The sequence below is a fragment of the Moraxella sp. CTOTU47915 genome, from assembly GCF_031986685.1.
Lineage (GTDB): Bacteria > Pseudomonadota > Gammaproteobacteria > Pseudomonadales > Moraxellaceae > Faucicola > Faucicola tetraodonis.
This window is the reverse complement of record NZ_DAMAAE010000004.1, coordinates 110,820-126,416: the sequence shown is the minus strand read 5'-3', so window position 1 is coordinate 126,416 and position 15,597 is coordinate 110,820. Positions and strand designations below refer to the sequence as shown.

The following is a 15,597-nucleotide window of genomic DNA, read 5'->3' as shown; positions in this document are numbered from 1 at the left end:
TGGACAATGGGTGTTAAATGAGCGGTTTTACCCCAAGAAGAGTAACAGCTTTTCTTGGGGCAAGTTTAAGCTGTCATCCAACTTTTTACATTAAACATCATCATTATCCTTGCTAAGTTTTTGTTTTAACGGACTAACAAAATAAAAAATCCCTACCATAAACACACTAATTAATACCGCAATCTCTAGCCGTCCCATCGCCACGGCCACACCCACACAGCCTGCCGACCAAATCGCCGCCGCTGTCGACGTCCCTTCAATCATGCCATCTTTTTTGAGAATTGCCCCACCGCCGATAAAGCCAATCCCCGTTACCACGCCGCTTACGATGCGCCCCATTGCACTGGGGTCATCGCCTTGCACTTCAAACCCAAGCAGCGCAAAACTACAGCTTGCTAGGCTTACAAGCGGAAAAGTGCGCAGCCCAATGTTTTGTCGACTGTTCTCACGATTGTATCCTACAGGTAATACTAACACAAACGCTATCACCATTTGAAACATGTGAACTACCATCAATTTCCAATCTAAATCAAATAAATTACCTACAAAATTATCCATCATGTCACCAACAAGCGAGTCAAAAAGAGTTAAAATTTTACTTGGTATAATAAAAAGAAATAGCATGAAAATGTAATAACAAAGTCATTATGGTTTGTGACCAAAAAACGTCATTAATTATGGCATAATAGCCACATTGAATGAGAATAATTTTTAACAACACATTGCGAGCTAAAGAAATATATGACCAACGTCACCGAAACCAACCAAACCGAAAATCCCCAGCTATTAAACACCGAAATGCCCGATGTACCCGCTAATATACCCACACCAGACCCCAGTTTAAATAGTCACCAATTAAATACTAACCAGCCGCAAAAAATCTATCTAAAAGACTACACGCCGCCGGTCTTTAGTGTCAATCACATTGACTTAAAAATTGAGTTGTTTGACGGCGCCGATAAAAAGCAGGCAACCGTCACCGCCAATCTTGACATGGCAAGAAACACGGCAGGCGATTTGGTACTCTTTGGGCGAGAATTACAACTTGAATCAATTACCTTAAACGGCAAAACTTTAAGCGAAAGCGACTACCAACTGGACCAAGAAAGCCTAACGATTGTTAACGCGCCAGACACTTGTCAGATTACTACCGTTGTCACCATCGTGCCGCAAACCAATACCAGTCTTGAAGGTTTATACCAAGCCGGGGAAGGGGCGGACAAAATGTTCTGTACCCAATGCGAGCCAGAAGGGTTTCGTAAAATTACCTTTTATCCGGACCGTCCCGATGTGCTTGCTACCTTCACCACACGCATTGAAGCCGATAAAACTTACCCAACGCTGCTTGCCAATGGTAATTTAATCGACCAAGGCGAGCTTGCAGGCGACCGTCATTTTGCGGTGTGGCAAGACCCGACCAAAAAACCGAGTTATCTATTCGCTTGCGTGATGGCAGATTTGGACGTATTGACCGATCAGTATGTCACCAGTGAAGGGCGTGAGGTGCTGCTTGAATTATACGCCAAGCATGAGAACATTGAGCAGTGCCATGTCGGCATGCAAGCGTTAAAAGACTCAATGAAATGGGATGAAGACAACTACGGACGGGCGTATGACCTTGACCGCTATATGATTGTGGCGGTTAGCCAGTTTAATATGGGCGCGATGGAAAACAAGGGATTAAATATCTTTAATACCGCTTGCGTCCTATCTAGCCCAGAGACTACCACCGATCGCCGTAATTTTAATGTCAAAGCGGTGATTGCCCATGAATACTTCCATAACTGGACGGGCAACCGTATCACCTGCCGCGACTGGTTTCAGCTGTGCCTAAAAGAAGGCTTTACCGTGTTTCGTGACCAGTCTTTTTCCGAAAGTCTGCATTCCCCTGCGGTACAGCGGATTGATGATGTGGCAACATTGCGAGCGGCGCAGTTTCCTGAAGATGCCAGCCCATTGGCGCACCCACCGCGCCCTGACCATTTTGTCGAGATTAATAATTTCTATACCGCCACAGTGTACGAGAAAGGCGCAGAAATCGTACGCATGATTGCCAATACGCTTGGCAAAGAAAAATTCCGCCAAGGCACGGACGAATATTTTCGCCGTTATGACGGGCAAGCGGTCACGGTAGAAGACTTGTTATCTGCACTGAGCGTTGCAGACCCAAGTATTGAAACATTTATTGATTGGTACACCCAGCCAGGCACGCCAACCTTATCAGGGTATTTTGAAAAAACAGCTGACAAGCTTATCTTGACGCTAAGCCAACACACGCGCCAAGTGGCAGGTTATCCTGCGCCAAAACCTTTGCCAATTCCTATCAAAATGGCGATTTTTAACCGTGCCACTGGGCAACTGGTACACGAAGATTTGGTATTACTGCGCGATGACCGTCAGACGTTTAACTTTGACGGTTTGTTTACCACAGCGGATTTTGACCCTGTGGTGTCATTGCTTCGTGATTTTTCCGCGCCTGTTCAGCTCAATTTTGAGTATAGCAATGATGATTTGGCGTTTTTGATGCAGTATGAGACCAATGGTTTTAACCGTTGGCAAGCGGCACAGTTGTTGGTCAATCGTATTTTATTGCAAAATGCCGATACCAATGCCTATATCACGGCATTAAAAGCCAGTCTGCCAGCGCTATCAGAAACCGATCCTATGCTAGCGGCGCGGTTACTAGATATGCCAAGCGAGCGAGAGCTGGGCAGTGCGATTCAGACCGACTATGACCCTAGCCAAGTTCGTGCCCGTCATCAAGCGGTCAAAAAAGCCGTGGCGGCAGCGCTTAAAGACATTTGGCAAAGTGCGTATGCCAAACTGCCAATTACCGCGTATGAAGATACAGCAGAAGCCATGGGCGTGCGGGCATGGCGAAATGTGGTGCTGGATATGGCGTTATTGGCGGGCGTGAGTGATGCCAAACACTGGGCGATTACCCAATACCAACAAGCGTCTTGTATGACTGAGCGTTTAGGCGCGTTAAATGCGGCGGTGGAGCATGGTCTACCCCAAAAAGCCGAATGGCTTGCCGATTTTTACCAACGCTTTCACCATGATGCATTGGTGATGGATTTATGGTTTGGTGTCCAAGCCAATGACAGCCAGGCGAGCGTTGCTGATATTTTTGCGTTAACAAACCATCAAGACTTTGACATCAATACCCCAAATCGGGTGCGTGCGGTGCTCGGCGGATTGCTCGCGCAGCCTACCAAAATTTGGACCCAGCAGGGCGTTGATCAGTATTTGAGTATGATGCAAGATTTGGATAAACGTAACCCACTGTTGGCGTCGCGTTTGATACAAGGGTTATCAAATTGGAATGCCTTGGTAGCAGACAAAAAGTCAATGGTTAAACAGGCTTTGATATTAAGCCAAGCTAATATGTCGTCCAAAAATGTGAAGGAAACCTTGCAAAGTATGCTCAATAATCTTTAAAATGCAAGCTTAAACGCTGACAAGCCGTATCAATAAAATCAAGGGGTAATGCAAAATGTCACAATCTGACCGACAACAGATTATATTTTGCTTTATCCTAGCGAGTACCGCGCTTGCGGTGGCAATGGGAATCGGGCGATTTGCTTTTACACCGATTTTGCCTTTAATGATACAAGAAGGCACGGTGCATCTTGCGCAAACGGCGTGGTTATCAAGTAGCAACTATATTGGCTATTTGGTCGGGGCGCTGTCACTGCTTAAAAATAACCGACATCCGCTTTTTGTCGTGTTAGGTCTTACCTTAGTCACGCTTACCACTTGGCTGGCTTCGCTAAGCAGCTTTGGCTGGTTGCTGGTGTTACGCTTTTTGGCGGGTGTGGCAAGCGCTTGGGTGCTGGTATCTATCAGTGCGTTTGCAATCAATTGGTTGAAATCAAGACGGGTAGTCACTAGCGGCTTGATTTATACGGGTGTGGGTATCGGTATCACCCTTACAGGATTGATTTGTAGCTATTTTATTTTTCAATCAGCGACGGCGACTATCGCGGCCCAGTCATCATTCAGTCCATTATCGAGTCGATTATGGCAGTATTTAGGCGTGATTGCACTGCTCGCCACCTTGGTTGTCACCTTTTTGCTGGCGAAAATCAACTCACAGTTTGCCTCAACAGCTGCTGCCACAACAGCCGCTGCCAAAGCCCACCCTAGCAAAGCTGCTCATACCAACGCCAGCCATACCAATCCTACCGCTAGCATAACACCTGCCAAGCTAAAATTAGCGAATGTATTAACCGCCTATGGTTTATTCGGGTTTGGCTATATTTTACCTGCGACTTTTTTGCCACAAATCGCCAAGCAATGGTTATCGGGGCAAAGTTATTTGCTGATTTGGCCGTTTTTTGGGTTGGCGGCGGCTTTGTCGGTGGTGTTGTCGCAGGGATTACAGCGCCGTTATCACAACTTTTCTTTGCTCGGTGTTTGGCGAGTGTCGCAAATCATCATGGCGGTTGGCACGTTATTGCCTGCGCTTTGGCAGTCGTTGGCAGGTTTGATGTTGTCAGCGCTGATGGTGGGCGGCACCTTTATGGTGGTGACGATGGCAGGGCTGCAAGTGGCAGCAAGCCAAGTCACGCACTACCCTAAATACAATCTAAGTGCGCTGATGACGGCAAGTTTTGCGTTTGGGCAGCTTATCGGACCCTTAACCGCGCTAGTTGCAACAGGCAAAAATATTTGGCTTGCGTTGTTACCCGTCTCAGCTATTGTTTTGCTTATTGGGGTGGCGCTACTTTGGCGACCGTATCAACATCAACAATCATCAAATCATGTTTAAATCACTTTTAACGGGGCAACCATGAATAACCAAGCTACGAGTAATCAAACTGTGAGTAATCAAACCATTGAGCTTTTACAAAATCATCGGGTGTATCGAGAATTTGACAGTAGCGCGAGTGTGCCAGATTCGCAATTAAATGACATCATCAAATGCGCCCAGCAAGCGCCAAGTTGGCAAAACGGACAGCACTACAGCATTATCAACATCAGTGATAAAGCGTTACGTCAAAAAATCGTCGATTTGCAACCGCGTAACCCACAAATAGCCCAATGTAGTGTGTTTTTGGTATTTGTGATGGATGGCTATCGCTCCTATTTGAGCAGTCAAGCGTATGACGGCAGCTTTGAGGGGTTTAAGGATAGTGATACATTGATTACCCTCGCTACCGATACGGCATTGGCGGCGCAAAATGCCACAGTGGCGGCAGAGAGTTTGGGTTATGCCACCTGTCCGATTGGCGGTTTGCGTATGATTGCCAATGACTTAATCGAACTGCTTCAGCTACCAAAATATACCTATCCAATTTTCGGCTTATGTATTGGTAAACCTAGCGTGGAAATGCGCCTAAAACCGCGTTTACCAAAATCTGCGGTGTATTTTGACAATCAGTATCAAGTTGACGCGTTACCACAAATGCTCGCCGATTATGAGCAAACCATTTTGGCCTTTAATGAAGCGCGTGAGCGTAAGCCATACCGTCAAAAATTTGCCGATTACTACAGTCAACCGTATGTCGCTGCTGCAGAAGATTGGCTCAAAGCGCAGGGTTTTTTGACAAAACAAAAATAACGTGTAAAATTCGCGCAGTTGACAGATGAGAGCAAAATTATGGCAAATTCGCAAAGACAACCCACCCATCAAAATACCGGCAATGATAGCGGCTGGTTCCCAAAATGGCAGCCTTACGATGGGCATTTAGATCATCATCCTGTGCGTATTCATGAGTATTTACCTGCTGATAAAAGTCTGTTACTTGGGCTGCAACATGCGTTTGCGATGTTTGGGGCAACTGTGCTTGCGCCGCTATTGATGGGATTTGATGCCAACCTTGCGATTTTGATGGCGGGGCTCAGTACGGTGCTGTTTTTCTTTTTGACGGGTGGGCGAGTACCCAGTTATTTAGGGTCAAGTTTTGCGTTTATCGCGCCCGTGATTACCGCGACGGCTTATACAGGTTCAGGCTTTAACGGTAATTTATCCGTGGCGCTCGGTGGTATTTTTGTCTGTGGTATTTTTTATGGCATGGTCGGATTACTGGTGATGAAAACAGGGGTTGGCTGGATTGAGAAACTCATGCCGCCTGTGGTAACCGGTGCGATTGTGATGATTATCGGGCTAAATTTGGCGCCAGTGACTATCAAAGGCGTGTCGGGGAACCAGTTTGATAGTTGGGTGGCGTTGATGACGGTGCTGTGTATTAGTGCGGTCGCTGTGTTTAGCCGCGGTATGCTACGTCGTTTGTTGCTACTGATTGGATTGGTATTGGCGTATATGGCATATTTTGTGCTCACCAATGTGCTTGGGTATGGCAAGCCGATTGATTTTACCCCAGTTGCCCAAGCAGCTTGGGTTGGATTACCCAATTTTTATCATCCGACGTTTGATATCAACGCAATAATTTTAATTGCCCCAGTTGCCTTTATTTTAATCGCCGAAAATTTAGGACATATCAAAGCGGTAGAAGCCATGACAGGACAAGCGGTATCGCCTTATATGGGACGAGCGTTTTTCGCCGATGGTCTGTGTACGGCGATGTCATCGAGCATGGGCGGTACGGGCGTGACAACCTATGCGGAAAATATCGGCGTGATGGCAGTCACCAAAGTATACTCGACTACGGTTTTTGTGGTGGCAGGCTTGATTGCTGTGCTACTGGGGCTGTCACCAAAATTTGGCGCGCTTATCCATACTATCCCAGCGCCGTTATTGGGCGGTGCCTCTATCGTGGTGTTTGGGCTTATCACGGTAGCAGGGGTCAAAATTTGGCTCGATAATCACATTGATTTTAGCAAAAATGCTAATTTAATCATTGCTGCGGTGACCGTCATTATGGGTGCTGGGGATTTTAGCTTACATATTGGACAATTTAATTTGGGTGGTATCGGTACTGCGACAGTGGTCGCCATCGTGTTAAATTTACTGTTTAGCCGCAGTGAAAAAGCCAAATTGACGGTTTTAAAATAACTTAAAAAACGCGCTACTTTGGGTAGGGCGTTGTTGCTGGATAAGCTGTTTGATAAGTTGTTTGCCAAAAAGAAAAATATGTCACCAAAAATGGACGAAAAAGGATGTCGCATGAGCGAAAACAATGTAGCAAAACCCAAGGGATTGAGCGCAACCAGTTATTTGTTTGTACCCGCCATCAATATTGAGCGGGTGGAAAAAGCCTTTGCCCGTGGCGCAGATACGGTGATAATTGACTTAGAAGACGCGGTCAGTGATAGTGTCAAAATGCAGTCGCGTGACAATGTGGTCAATTATTTAAGCGGCGCCGATGCTAAGCCTGTTTGGGTGCGTATCAATGCCGCAAGTAGCAACCACCAAGCGGGCGATATTGAGTTGCTCAAATCTTTGCCAGCGTCCGCAATCAACAATGTGATTGGGGTAGTGCTACCCAAAGTCGAGCACGCCATAGAGATTGACCGCGTCCGTCATGCGCTCGCCAAACCCATGATTGCCCTGATTGAGACACCCAAAGGCATGGCAAATATACCCGACATCGCCGCTGCCGCAGGATTGACTGCGCTGAGTTTTGGCTTTTTGGATATCTGTGAAAAATTGGGCGTGCGTGCAGACAGCGAGGCAGGGCAGATGGTTGCCAACCAAATCCGTTATCAGCTAAGCTTGCATAGTGCCATCAATGCGCTCACCCCACCGATTGAATGCGTATACCCGCCTTTTAATGACGATGACGGTTTAACCCAGCGGGTAAATGGGTGGCGCGATTTGGGTTTTTCAGGGATGCTGTGTATTCATCCAAACCAAGTCGCCATTGTCAATGCACTGGCTAGACCCAGCCAAGCACAGCTTGCCTTTGCCAAAAAAGTGGCTGACCATTATGCACAGACAGGGCTTGCGGCATTTGCCATGGATGGACAAATGGTCGATACGCCGGTGATTGTGCAAGCCCAAAAGCTGATTCAAACATACCAACCCTAAGGCTAATCAAACCCTAACCCAACTTATAACAACACAAACCATAACAAGGCAAATCATAACAAGGAAAATCATGACAACGCATAGTGAGCATAGCGACAGTAAACCCACCCTAGAGACGATACTCAATCATCGTTCAATTCGCAAATTCACCAATCAGCCAATAGATGCAGCGACGTTTGAGCAGCTTATCGAAGCGGGGATGGCAGGCTCATCATCGGGATTTTTGCAGTCAGCAAGCATCATTCGGGTGACAGATGCAACGCAGCGCTATGACATACGCCGTATTTGCGCCGATGCCCAGCAAGCCAAAGACGGAGAAAAATACGGTCATCCCTATGTGGAGCAGTGTGCCGAGCTGCTAATTTTTTGTATGGACAACCACCGCCACCAAACCCTTGTACCCAATGCGCAAATTGATTGGACTGAAGTCACCATTGTTGGGGCGGTTGATGCAGCCATTATGGCGCAAAATCTGCTACTAGCGGCTGAGAGCATGGGATTGGGTGGTGTGTATTTGGGCAGTATCCGCAATGATATCAGACGGATGGGCGACATACTTAAACTGCCACAAGGCGTGGTGCCGCTATTTGGCATGGCATTGGGTTATCCTGACCAAAATCCTGCCATGCGTCCACGTTTGCCAAAGGCATTGGTGGTTTCCACCAACCAATATCAACCCGCTGACAAATCCGCATTAGACCAGTATAACCAAACCGTTGCAGATTATTATGCGGCGCGTGGTCAAGCAGGGTCAGATTGGGTGCAAACCATTGAAAGTTATTTGGATAAACCCGTCCGTCCCGAGGTGCTGCCTTATCTTAACCAACAAGGCTATGCCAAAAAATAACCCAAAGCTCAATCAACGAATTTATCTAAAAAAATTTATGTAAAACAACCATGTAAAAAAGTCACGCAAAAAAAGGACGCTTAGACGTCCTTTTTTATAAGTGGGAAGATATTATTTTAATAAATTTTTTAAGTTTTTGGCTTGCTGTGCTGCATTACCTGTATAAGTGGCAGGGGTCAAATCAGCCAAACGTTGACGCTCAGTTTCTGGTACGGCTGCCAGTTCATCGCCATTGACAAAGTTGACCATCATCTCACGGGTCATGGCTTGACCGCGGGTCAAGGCTTTTAGTTTCTCATAGGGTTTTTCAACATTGTAGCGACGCATCACGGTTTGGATTGGCTCTGCCAATACTTCTTGGGCAAGCGCTAGGTCTTCATTGAGACGATTGGCGTTAAGCTCTAATTTGCCAATACCTTTTAAGCAGGCGTCAAAGGCAATCAGACTTTGGGCAAAACCTACCCCCATATTGCGAAGGACTGTCGAGTCAGTCAAGTCGCGCTGCATACGAGAAATCGGCAATTTTTCACCCAAATGCGCGAGCATGGCATTGGCAATACCTAGATTACCTTCTGAGTTTTCAAAGTCGATTGGGTTGACTTTGTGTGGCATGGTGGATGAGCCCACTTCGCCATCTTTAAGTTTTTGTTTGAAATAGCCTAAGGATATATACGTCCATACATCACGGTTAAAATCAATCAAAATGGTATTGTAACGGCGCAGCGCGTCAAACAATTCGGCGATATAGTCGTGTGGCTCAATTTGGGTGGTATAGGGATTAAAGGTCAACCCAAGGCTGGTGACAAAGTCTTCGGCATTTTTTGCCCAGTCAATTTGTGGGTAGGCTGACAGGTGCGCGTTGTAGTTACCCACCGCACCATTGATTTTACCTAGCAACTCTACGTTATTAAATTGCTTGAGCTGGCGATGCAGACGGTATGCCACGTTTGCCATTTCTTTACCCAAAGTCGTTGGGCTCGCGGTTTGCCCATGCGTGCGTGAGAGCATGGGTTGGTCGGCATGGGTTTCGGCGAGTGCGGCAATCTCATCAATGATTTTTTGCATCGATTGCGCCAGTACGTCACGACCAGATTTTAACATCAATGCGTGTGATAAGTTATTGATATCTTCAGAGGTACAGGCAAAATGGATAAATTCACCCGCGTCTTTTAGCGCATCGATGTCGGCAATTTTTTCTTTTAAAAAGTATTCAACGGCTTTGACATCATGGTTGGTGGTGCGTTCGATGTCTTTGATACGCATCGCGTCTGCTTCGCTAAAATTGGCTATAATCGCGTCCAAGCGCTCATTGGTCGCTGCCGAAAAAGGCTGAATTTCATGAATATCGGCATGATTGGCAAGGGTCTGCAACCAGCGCACTTCCACCGTCACACGGGCATGAATCAAGCCAAATTCTGACAGGTAAGGACGTAAACTATCCACTTTACTGGCATAGCGACCATCAATAGGTGAAAGAGCGGTCAAAGTATTCATCAAATAATCCTAATCGGTTAAATAAAGGGTTAAAATAAAAGTGCCTGCATTATAGCAAACTATCACAACGTGGACTACCGCTAGCGTTGCTTGGCAAACAGCACAAGCCCAATAATCACCAACGCAATCCCCACAAAACTTAAGCCTGACGGCATCGGCGTGTGCAGCAGCAACATGCCGCCTAACAACGCAAAAATAATTTCACTGCCTTGTGTGGCATCGACGGCGGCCAGTTGATGTGGCTGTTTGGCAAGACTACGGGCATGTAAAAAAGTGGTCGTACCGAGCACACCTGCCATCAAGGCAACCAAAAAACTAATGGTCATTTGTGAGACACTGGGCGCGGGCGGTTGTACCATAAAGCCTAATACCAACCACATTGGCAATGACCCTAGCGACATCAGCCAGACCTTATGCAGGGGATTTGATAGCAGCGGGGAAGTCACTTGCGGCACTTTTTGCAACAATTTGCTCGTTGCCAATTCGCTCGTTACTTTGCGCGTTTCATTGTTCGCTGCCTTGCTTATTTCATGGGTATGATGGGTAGAGTCCCCTTTGGGTTGTGCTGCTTGCCAAATCAATTGATTACCTAAGGGAAAACAAAAACTGGCAATAAAGGCAGGTAGCGCACCAAATAGCAACAAAGCATGCCAATCAGTGCCTTGGCTCGTGCTATGCCTTAACCCTTCACCCACATTGGCAAGTACCACACCGATAAATACAATCACCGAATACACAATGACTTTTTTTTGAAATGATTGCCCAAAAAAACTCAGCACCACCAAGCTTGCCACCACAGTAAATAAATAGGTCGCGGCAATCACCCACCCTTGTGCATAATCTGCCGCAAACGCCAGCAGTCCATATGTACCCAGTCCAATGCCACCGGTCACACACCAAAACTGCCAATGACTGCCAAATAGTTTACATAGTTCTAGTAGCTTGGATGGATTGAGTTTGTTTTGCAGCAAAATAAAAACCGATAACAACAGCCACATAAAAAAACAGCGAAAACTTGCTGACCAAAACCAATGTCCGCCTTGTACACTCATCAATTGATACAGTACAAACGACGTGCTAAAAAAAGCCGACGCAATCAGCCCCCAAACAATCATTTTTCCCATCGGCTTGATATTTCCCTAAGTTGTGTTCTAACGATTTGGCAGCGGCTATTTGGCAGTGGTTATTTGACAGCGTCTATTTGCCTTTGGCATCTGCCCAAATGATTTTATGTAGTTGCAGTTGAAAACGTACCGGCAGCGCATCGGCAAGTATCCATTCTGCCAAGTCAGTGGCAAGGGTAGGTACATTGGCTTGACGTTCTTCCACATTAAACATTGGAGAAAACCATACCGTTGCGACTTTTTTATCCAGTTGGTAGTCTGCGAGGATTTGTTTTGACCAGTCATAATCGTCGCGATTCATAATGACAAATTTGATTTGGTCATGGGCAGTTAAGTAGGGGAGGTTTTGCCATAGATTTTTATCGGCTTCTTGAGAGCTTGGGGTTTTGATATCCATAACCTTAGAGACTGCCGTTGGCACCTCTGCCACGGACAGCGCGCCCGAAGTTTCAAGCGAAATCTCGTAGCCATGCGAAAGTAGCAAGTTCATCAAGGCGATTGCATTGGGCTGGGCTAACGGTTCGCCACCTGTCAAACAAATACGCTGGCACGGAAAACTCTGACACACTGCCAAAATCCCTGCCAAACTCATGCGCTCGCCGCCGACAAAGGCATATTCGGTATCACAATACACGCAGCGCAGCGGGCAGCCTGTCAAGCGAATAAAAATCGTCGGCAATCCTGCGGTCAAAGCTTCACCTTGCAGCGAATAAAAAATCTCAGTGATTTTAAGTCCTGCTTCGGGGTCAGTGGTGGGAATGGCGGTATTGCGGATGGGTAGCGTTGAATTTGGCATAAATGTGATTAACTAATAAAAATTAGCGTTTATTTTATCAAATTTATGCCAATAAATCTTTGTGTTCAGCGGTTAAAGCAATTTCATTTCGGTTAACACGTCTACTGCAGCACGATAAGCTTCTTGAGCCGCTGGTGCACCGCAGTAAGGTAGGCTATGTAGTAGCACTTCTTGAATTTCTGCCACGCTTGCGCCGTTATTAATCGCCCCGCGAATATGCCCTTTTAGTTCTGTTGGGGATTTTTGCGCGATTAAAAAGGCAAGGGTGACTAGCGAGCGGGTTTTACGGTCTATTCCTTTCCCATGACTGCCGTCGCGTTGCCATGTTGAGCCCCAGGCGTGTTCATTGATCCAGTCTTGTAGTGGCGCAGTAAATTCGGTAACTTGTGACATGGCACGTTCCACATGCGCTTCGCCCATGACTTGTTTGCGCACGGCGATGCCGTTTTCGTAGTCTTGTTGTGCCATAAAAAGTCCTTAAATTTAATAATGGATGATAAAAACTATGAACTTATAAGTTTATCCAAAAATTCAATTAGTTCGCTTTCTAATATTTGTGACCATTCATTTTTGGTAGTTTCTTGAAAGATTTGATGATTATTTTTATATTTTAAATTTTTACCCTCTAGGTTGTTTTGCTCTACAAAATCTCTAAAAAATTTTTTGACATTTACATTGTCTTCAAAAACCTCAAAAGTATTTGGTGCAATTCCAATATTTGCGAACACTCTTTCTATTGCTCTAGGGTGATAATAGTTTTCAATACAGCTTTTTTTTAAAACATATCCATCAGCTTGATATTTACGAGCTATAAAAGAATCAACTCTTTGCTGTTGCTTTAACTTTTTTTCTTCACCTTGTTGTAAATCACTATCAATTAAAAGATACAAAAATCTATTAGAAGAAGAAAAATACTCAATATTAAGGAAGCTATCTATATCTTCACCCCCACCAAAAGGTAAAACTAGAATTCTAGGATTGCCTAATAAATTACCTAAGTCTAATGACTTGCATATACAATCATAAAATAAGGCATCGTTATGACTTTCAACAAATACTATTTTTTCATGACTATCCATTAAATTATAACTAGGCTTTATGCCTAATTCCTGAATAACTTTTCTAAAAAAAGTTTCGTTATTTAAATCATTCTTATATTCATAATTAGATTGTTGGGTTTTAGTACATAAAATTACTGAATCAAGAGCTGTTGAGCCAGTAAAAACTGGTGAATGAGTTGTAATAAAAATTTGATTTGTTTCAGATAAATCTTTGAAAGCTTCAATTAAATCTTGTTGCGCTGAAGGATGTAAAAAAGTCTCTGGCTCTTCAATCAAATAAATTATATTGCTTTGACGATTTTTTTCTGCCAAATAGCGAAATCTTGCTACCATAAAAATACGTCTATAGCCCGCTCCTTTGTGCGTCATAGGAATTAGTTTTTCATCATTATCGAACTTAAAGCTTACATCAACTGATTTAATGATATCTTTCCAAGAAATTAAAGGTCTGATTTCAACTTCAACCAAATTTGTCGCATATTCTTGCATGAAATGCTTAATAGCTTTTGCCTCTGATTGCATTTCAGTAAAAATTTCATTTTCAATTTTTTTTAATTTTGAATCTTCTAAACTATTTTCTCTATCAAAATAACTTAAAATTTCGCTGACAGATTGAGTTTTGAACTTTGTGTCTGCTTCTAAACCATAATCCGCTTTAAAAAACTCGACATCTGGAAGAAGGGTACTAATTTTAAATTCATCATTAACCCAATGGGCTCGAAATGGTTCATTAGCAAAATGGGATTTAATTTGTTTAATTTTTTCGTACTTGGAATTTCTGCCTTTTCCTGCTACAGGAACACTAATAGAGTTTTCAGCTAAAATTTTACTGATTTCTTCATCCGACTTAAAATAAATATTCTGTAAATCTTCTCTTTCAAAATCATTAAAATAGACCTTTTCTTCTGAAAATTTCGCTTGGTTAAAATTGATACTTTTACGATATTTTAGCGAATTATTATGTAAAAAAGATTCTACATATTCCTCTAAACCAGCTTCTTTTTTGAGTTTTGATTTTAGGCATTCTATCAGTTTGTCTTTCAGAAAATTATCTGTTAATTCTACTTCTATTTCTATGGGCTTATAAATATTGTTAAAATCATTATTACTTATGGGATAGTTCTTTAAGTCAAAAAAAGATGAAATAGCAGATAAAATTGAAGTTTTACCAGTGTCATTTTTACCTATTATAGAGTTGAAAGAGCCAAATTTAATTTCAGCTTCCTTAATACCTCTGTAGTTTTTTATTCTAATTGAGCTAATTAACATATCACTCCTCATATATTAATGAAAATTAAATAAAAAAACCGCTATTAAGCGGTTTAGTGTAGAAAGGAATGATATAAATGTCAAACATTAATCCATTCTTAACAAATCATTGATAGAGGTTTTAGAGCGGGTTTGTGCGTCTACTTTTTTCACGATGACCGCACAGTAAAGCGAGTGTGAGCCGTCTTTGCTTGGCAAACTGCCTGACACGACCACTGACCCTGCAGGAATACGGCCGTAACTGATTTCGCCTGTTTCGCGGTCTAGGATTTTGGTTGATTGACCGATATACACGCCCATCGAAATCACCGAGCCTTCCTCAACGATTACACCTTCAACGATTTCTGAGCGCGCACCGATAAAGCAGTTGTCTTCAATGATGGTTGGGTTGGCTTGTAGCGGCTCAAGGACACCGCCAATGCCGACACCGCCAGACAGATGCACGTTTTTACCGATTTGGGCGCATGACCCCACCGTCGCCCACGTATCGACCATCGTGCCTTCATCGACATAGGCGCCGATATTGACGTAAGATGGCATCAAGATAGCGCCTTTGGCAATGTATGAGCCTTTACGCGCGACAGCAGGTGGCACCACGCGCACGCCCGCTTTGGCAAATTGTTCATCGCCCCAGTCTGAAAATTTGGTTTCGACTTTATCAAAGAACTGCAGGTCACGACCGCCATTCATGATGCGGTTGTCGTTCAGACGAAAGGATAATAATACCGCTTTTTTGACCCATTGATTGACGATCCATTCACCGTCTTTTTTTTCTGCGACGCGCAAGGTGCCCGCATCGAGCTGAGCGAGCACATCATTGACGGCAGCACGCACATCGTCGGTGGCGTCATTGGGGTTGAAGTTGGCACGGTTTTCAAACGCATCTTCAATAATCTGTTGTAATGACATAATTTTTTCCTACAATCCAAAAAAAGGTAGGTCATTGTCGCTAATTTTATTTTGTTTGGCAAATATTAATACGTCATTTTGGCAAGTTTTCATGAGTAGATAGCTTTAAGGTATTGTAAAATCACAGCAAGTATTAACAGGCATGTGTTAAATAGCTTAAA

At 44.3% G+C, this 15,597-nt stretch carries 13 protein-coding genes; 6 read left to right on the top strand and 7 right to left on the bottom strand.

The features are described from left to right. Positions 1–90: 90 nt before the first annotated feature. Complete coding sequence (locus RTL34_RS04950) at positions 91–501, bottom strand: MgtC/SapB family protein (RefSeq protein ID WP_312115050.1); 411 nt, start codon at positions 499–501, stop codon at positions 91–93. A gap of 240 nt (positions 502–741) precedes the next feature. Here RTL34_RS04950 and pepN point away from each other — a divergent pair, with 240 nt between their 5' ends. From pepN to nfsA, 6 genes are all read left to right on the top strand, one after another. After that, positions 742–3,441: an aminopeptidase N gene (gene pepN, locus RTL34_RS04945; RefSeq protein WP_409455440.1), complete on the top strand. Its 2,700-nt coding sequence runs from the start codon at positions 742–744 to the stop codon at positions 3,439–3,441. 55 nt (positions 3,442–3,496) lie between these two features. Further along, positions 3,497–4,774: a YbfB/YjiJ family MFS transporter gene (locus RTL34_RS04940; RefSeq protein ID WP_312115048.1), complete on the top strand. Its 1,278-nt coding sequence runs from the start codon at positions 3,497–3,499 to the stop codon at positions 4,772–4,774. Between the two features lie 21 nt (positions 4,775–4,795). Next, the gene (locus RTL34_RS04935; RefSeq protein ID WP_312115046.1) at positions 4,796–5,566 is read left to right on the top strand and encodes a nitroreductase family protein; all 771 of its coding nucleotides are present in this window, start codon (positions 4,796–4,798) and stop codon (positions 5,564–5,566) included. Between the two features lie 39 nt (positions 5,567–5,605). Beyond that, positions 5,606–6,961 (top strand): solute carrier family 23 protein, encoded by a 1,356-nt coding sequence (locus RTL34_RS04930; RefSeq protein WP_312115044.1) that lies wholly within the window; start codon positions 5,606–5,608, stop codon positions 6,959–6,961. Between the two features lie 111 nt (positions 6,962–7,072). Next, the gene (locus RTL34_RS04925; RefSeq protein WP_312115043.1) at positions 7,073–7,936 is read left to right on the top strand and encodes an HpcH/HpaI aldolase/citrate lyase family protein; all 864 of its coding nucleotides are present in this window, start codon (positions 7,073–7,075) and stop codon (positions 7,934–7,936) included. Positions 7,937–8,006: 70 nt separating this feature from the next. Further along, the gene (gene nfsA, locus RTL34_RS04920) at positions 8,007–8,783 is read left to right on the top strand and encodes an oxygen-insensitive NADPH nitroreductase (protein ID WP_144917809.1); all 777 of its coding nucleotides are present in this window, start codon (positions 8,007–8,009) and stop codon (positions 8,781–8,783) included. A 111-nt stretch (positions 8,784–8,894) separates the two neighbouring features. On the opposite strand, the gene purB is transcribed toward nfsA, so the two are convergent. From purB to dapD, 6 genes are all read right to left on the bottom strand, one after another. Continuing rightward, positions 8,895–10,277, bottom strand: coding sequence for an adenylosuccinate lyase (gene purB, locus RTL34_RS04915; RefSeq protein ID WP_312115040.1), 1,383 nt, complete (start codon positions 10,275–10,277; stop codon positions 8,895–8,897). An 80-nt stretch (positions 10,278–10,357) separates the two neighbouring features. Continuing rightward, positions 10,358–11,401, bottom strand: a complete 1,044-nt coding sequence (locus RTL34_RS04910) for a multidrug resistance efflux transporter family protein (RefSeq protein ID WP_312115038.1) — start codon at positions 11,399–11,401, stop codon at positions 10,358–10,360. Between the two features lie 73 nt (positions 11,402–11,474). Beyond that, positions 11,475–12,197 carry a 7-carboxy-7-deazaguanine synthase QueE gene (gene queE / locus RTL34_RS04905; RefSeq protein ID WP_312115036.1) on the bottom strand — a complete coding sequence of 241 codons (723 nt, stop codon included), beginning with the start codon at positions 12,195–12,197 and terminating at the stop codon, positions 11,475–11,477. A gap of 72 nt (positions 12,198–12,269) precedes the next feature. Next, a complete protein-coding gene (locus RTL34_RS04900) occupies positions 12,270–12,665 on the bottom strand; it encodes a carboxymuconolactone decarboxylase family protein (protein ID WP_312115034.1) in 396 nt (131 codons plus the stop codon). A 35-nt stretch (positions 12,666–12,700) separates the two neighbouring features. Then, the gene (locus RTL34_RS04895; protein WP_312115032.1) at positions 12,701–14,527 is read right to left on the bottom strand and encodes an ATP-dependent nuclease; all 1,827 of its coding nucleotides are present in this window, start codon (positions 14,525–14,527) and stop codon (positions 12,701–12,703) included. An 87-nt stretch (positions 14,528–14,614) separates the two neighbouring features. Next, entirely contained in the window at positions 14,615–15,436 is an 822-nt protein-coding gene (dapD, locus tag RTL34_RS04890; protein WP_065252815.1) for a 2,3,4,5-tetrahydropyridine-2,6-dicarboxylate N-succinyltransferase, read from the bottom strand. Positions 15,437–15,597 lie beyond the last annotated feature (161 nt).

Bases quoted from the DNA above. Each gene is read 5' to 3' on its own strand.
- RTL34_RS04895 (WP_312115032.1), bottom strand. From the start codon at position 14,527: ATGTTAATTAGCTCAATTAGAATAAAAAACTACAGAGGTATTAAGGAA.
- RTL34_RS04940 (WP_312115048.1), top strand. From the start codon at position 3,497: ATGTCACAATCTGACCGACAACAGATTATATTTTGCTTTATCCTAGCG.
- pepN (WP_409455440.1), top strand. From the start codon at position 742: ATGACCAACGTCACCGAAACCAACCAAACCGAAAATCCCCAGCTATTA.
- dapD (WP_065252815.1), bottom strand. From the start codon at position 15,436: ATGTCATTACAACAGATTATTGAAGATGCGTTTGAAAACCGTGCCAAC.
- nfsA (WP_144917809.1), top strand. From the start codon at position 8,007: ATGACAACGCATAGTGAGCATAGCGACAGTAAACCCACCCTAGAGACG.
- RTL34_RS04900 (WP_312115034.1), bottom strand. From the start codon at position 12,665: ATGGCACAACAAGACTACGAAAACGGCATCGCCGTGCGCAAACAAGTC.
- RTL34_RS04930 (WP_312115044.1), top strand. From the start codon at position 5,606: ATGGCAAATTCGCAAAGACAACCCACCCATCAAAATACCGGCAATGAT.
- queE (WP_312115036.1), bottom strand. From the start codon at position 12,197: ATGCCAAATTCAACGCTACCCATCCGCAATACCGCCATTCCCACCACT.
- RTL34_RS04950 (WP_312115050.1), bottom strand. From the start codon at position 501: ATGTTTCAAATGGTGATAGCGTTTGTGTTAGTATTACCTGTAGGATAC.
- RTL34_RS04925 (WP_312115043.1), top strand. From the start codon at position 7,073: ATGAGCGAAAACAATGTAGCAAAACCCAAGGGATTGAGCGCAACCAGT.
- purB (WP_312115040.1), bottom strand. From the start codon at position 10,277: ATGAATACTTTGACCGCTCTTTCACCTATTGATGGTCGCTATGCCAGT.
- RTL34_RS04910 (WP_312115038.1), bottom strand. From the start codon at position 11,401: ATGGGAAAAATGATTGTTTGGGGGCTGATTGCGTCGGCTTTTTTTAGC.
- RTL34_RS04935 (WP_312115046.1), top strand. From the start codon at position 4,796: ATGAATAACCAAGCTACGAGTAATCAAACTGTGAGTAATCAAACCATT.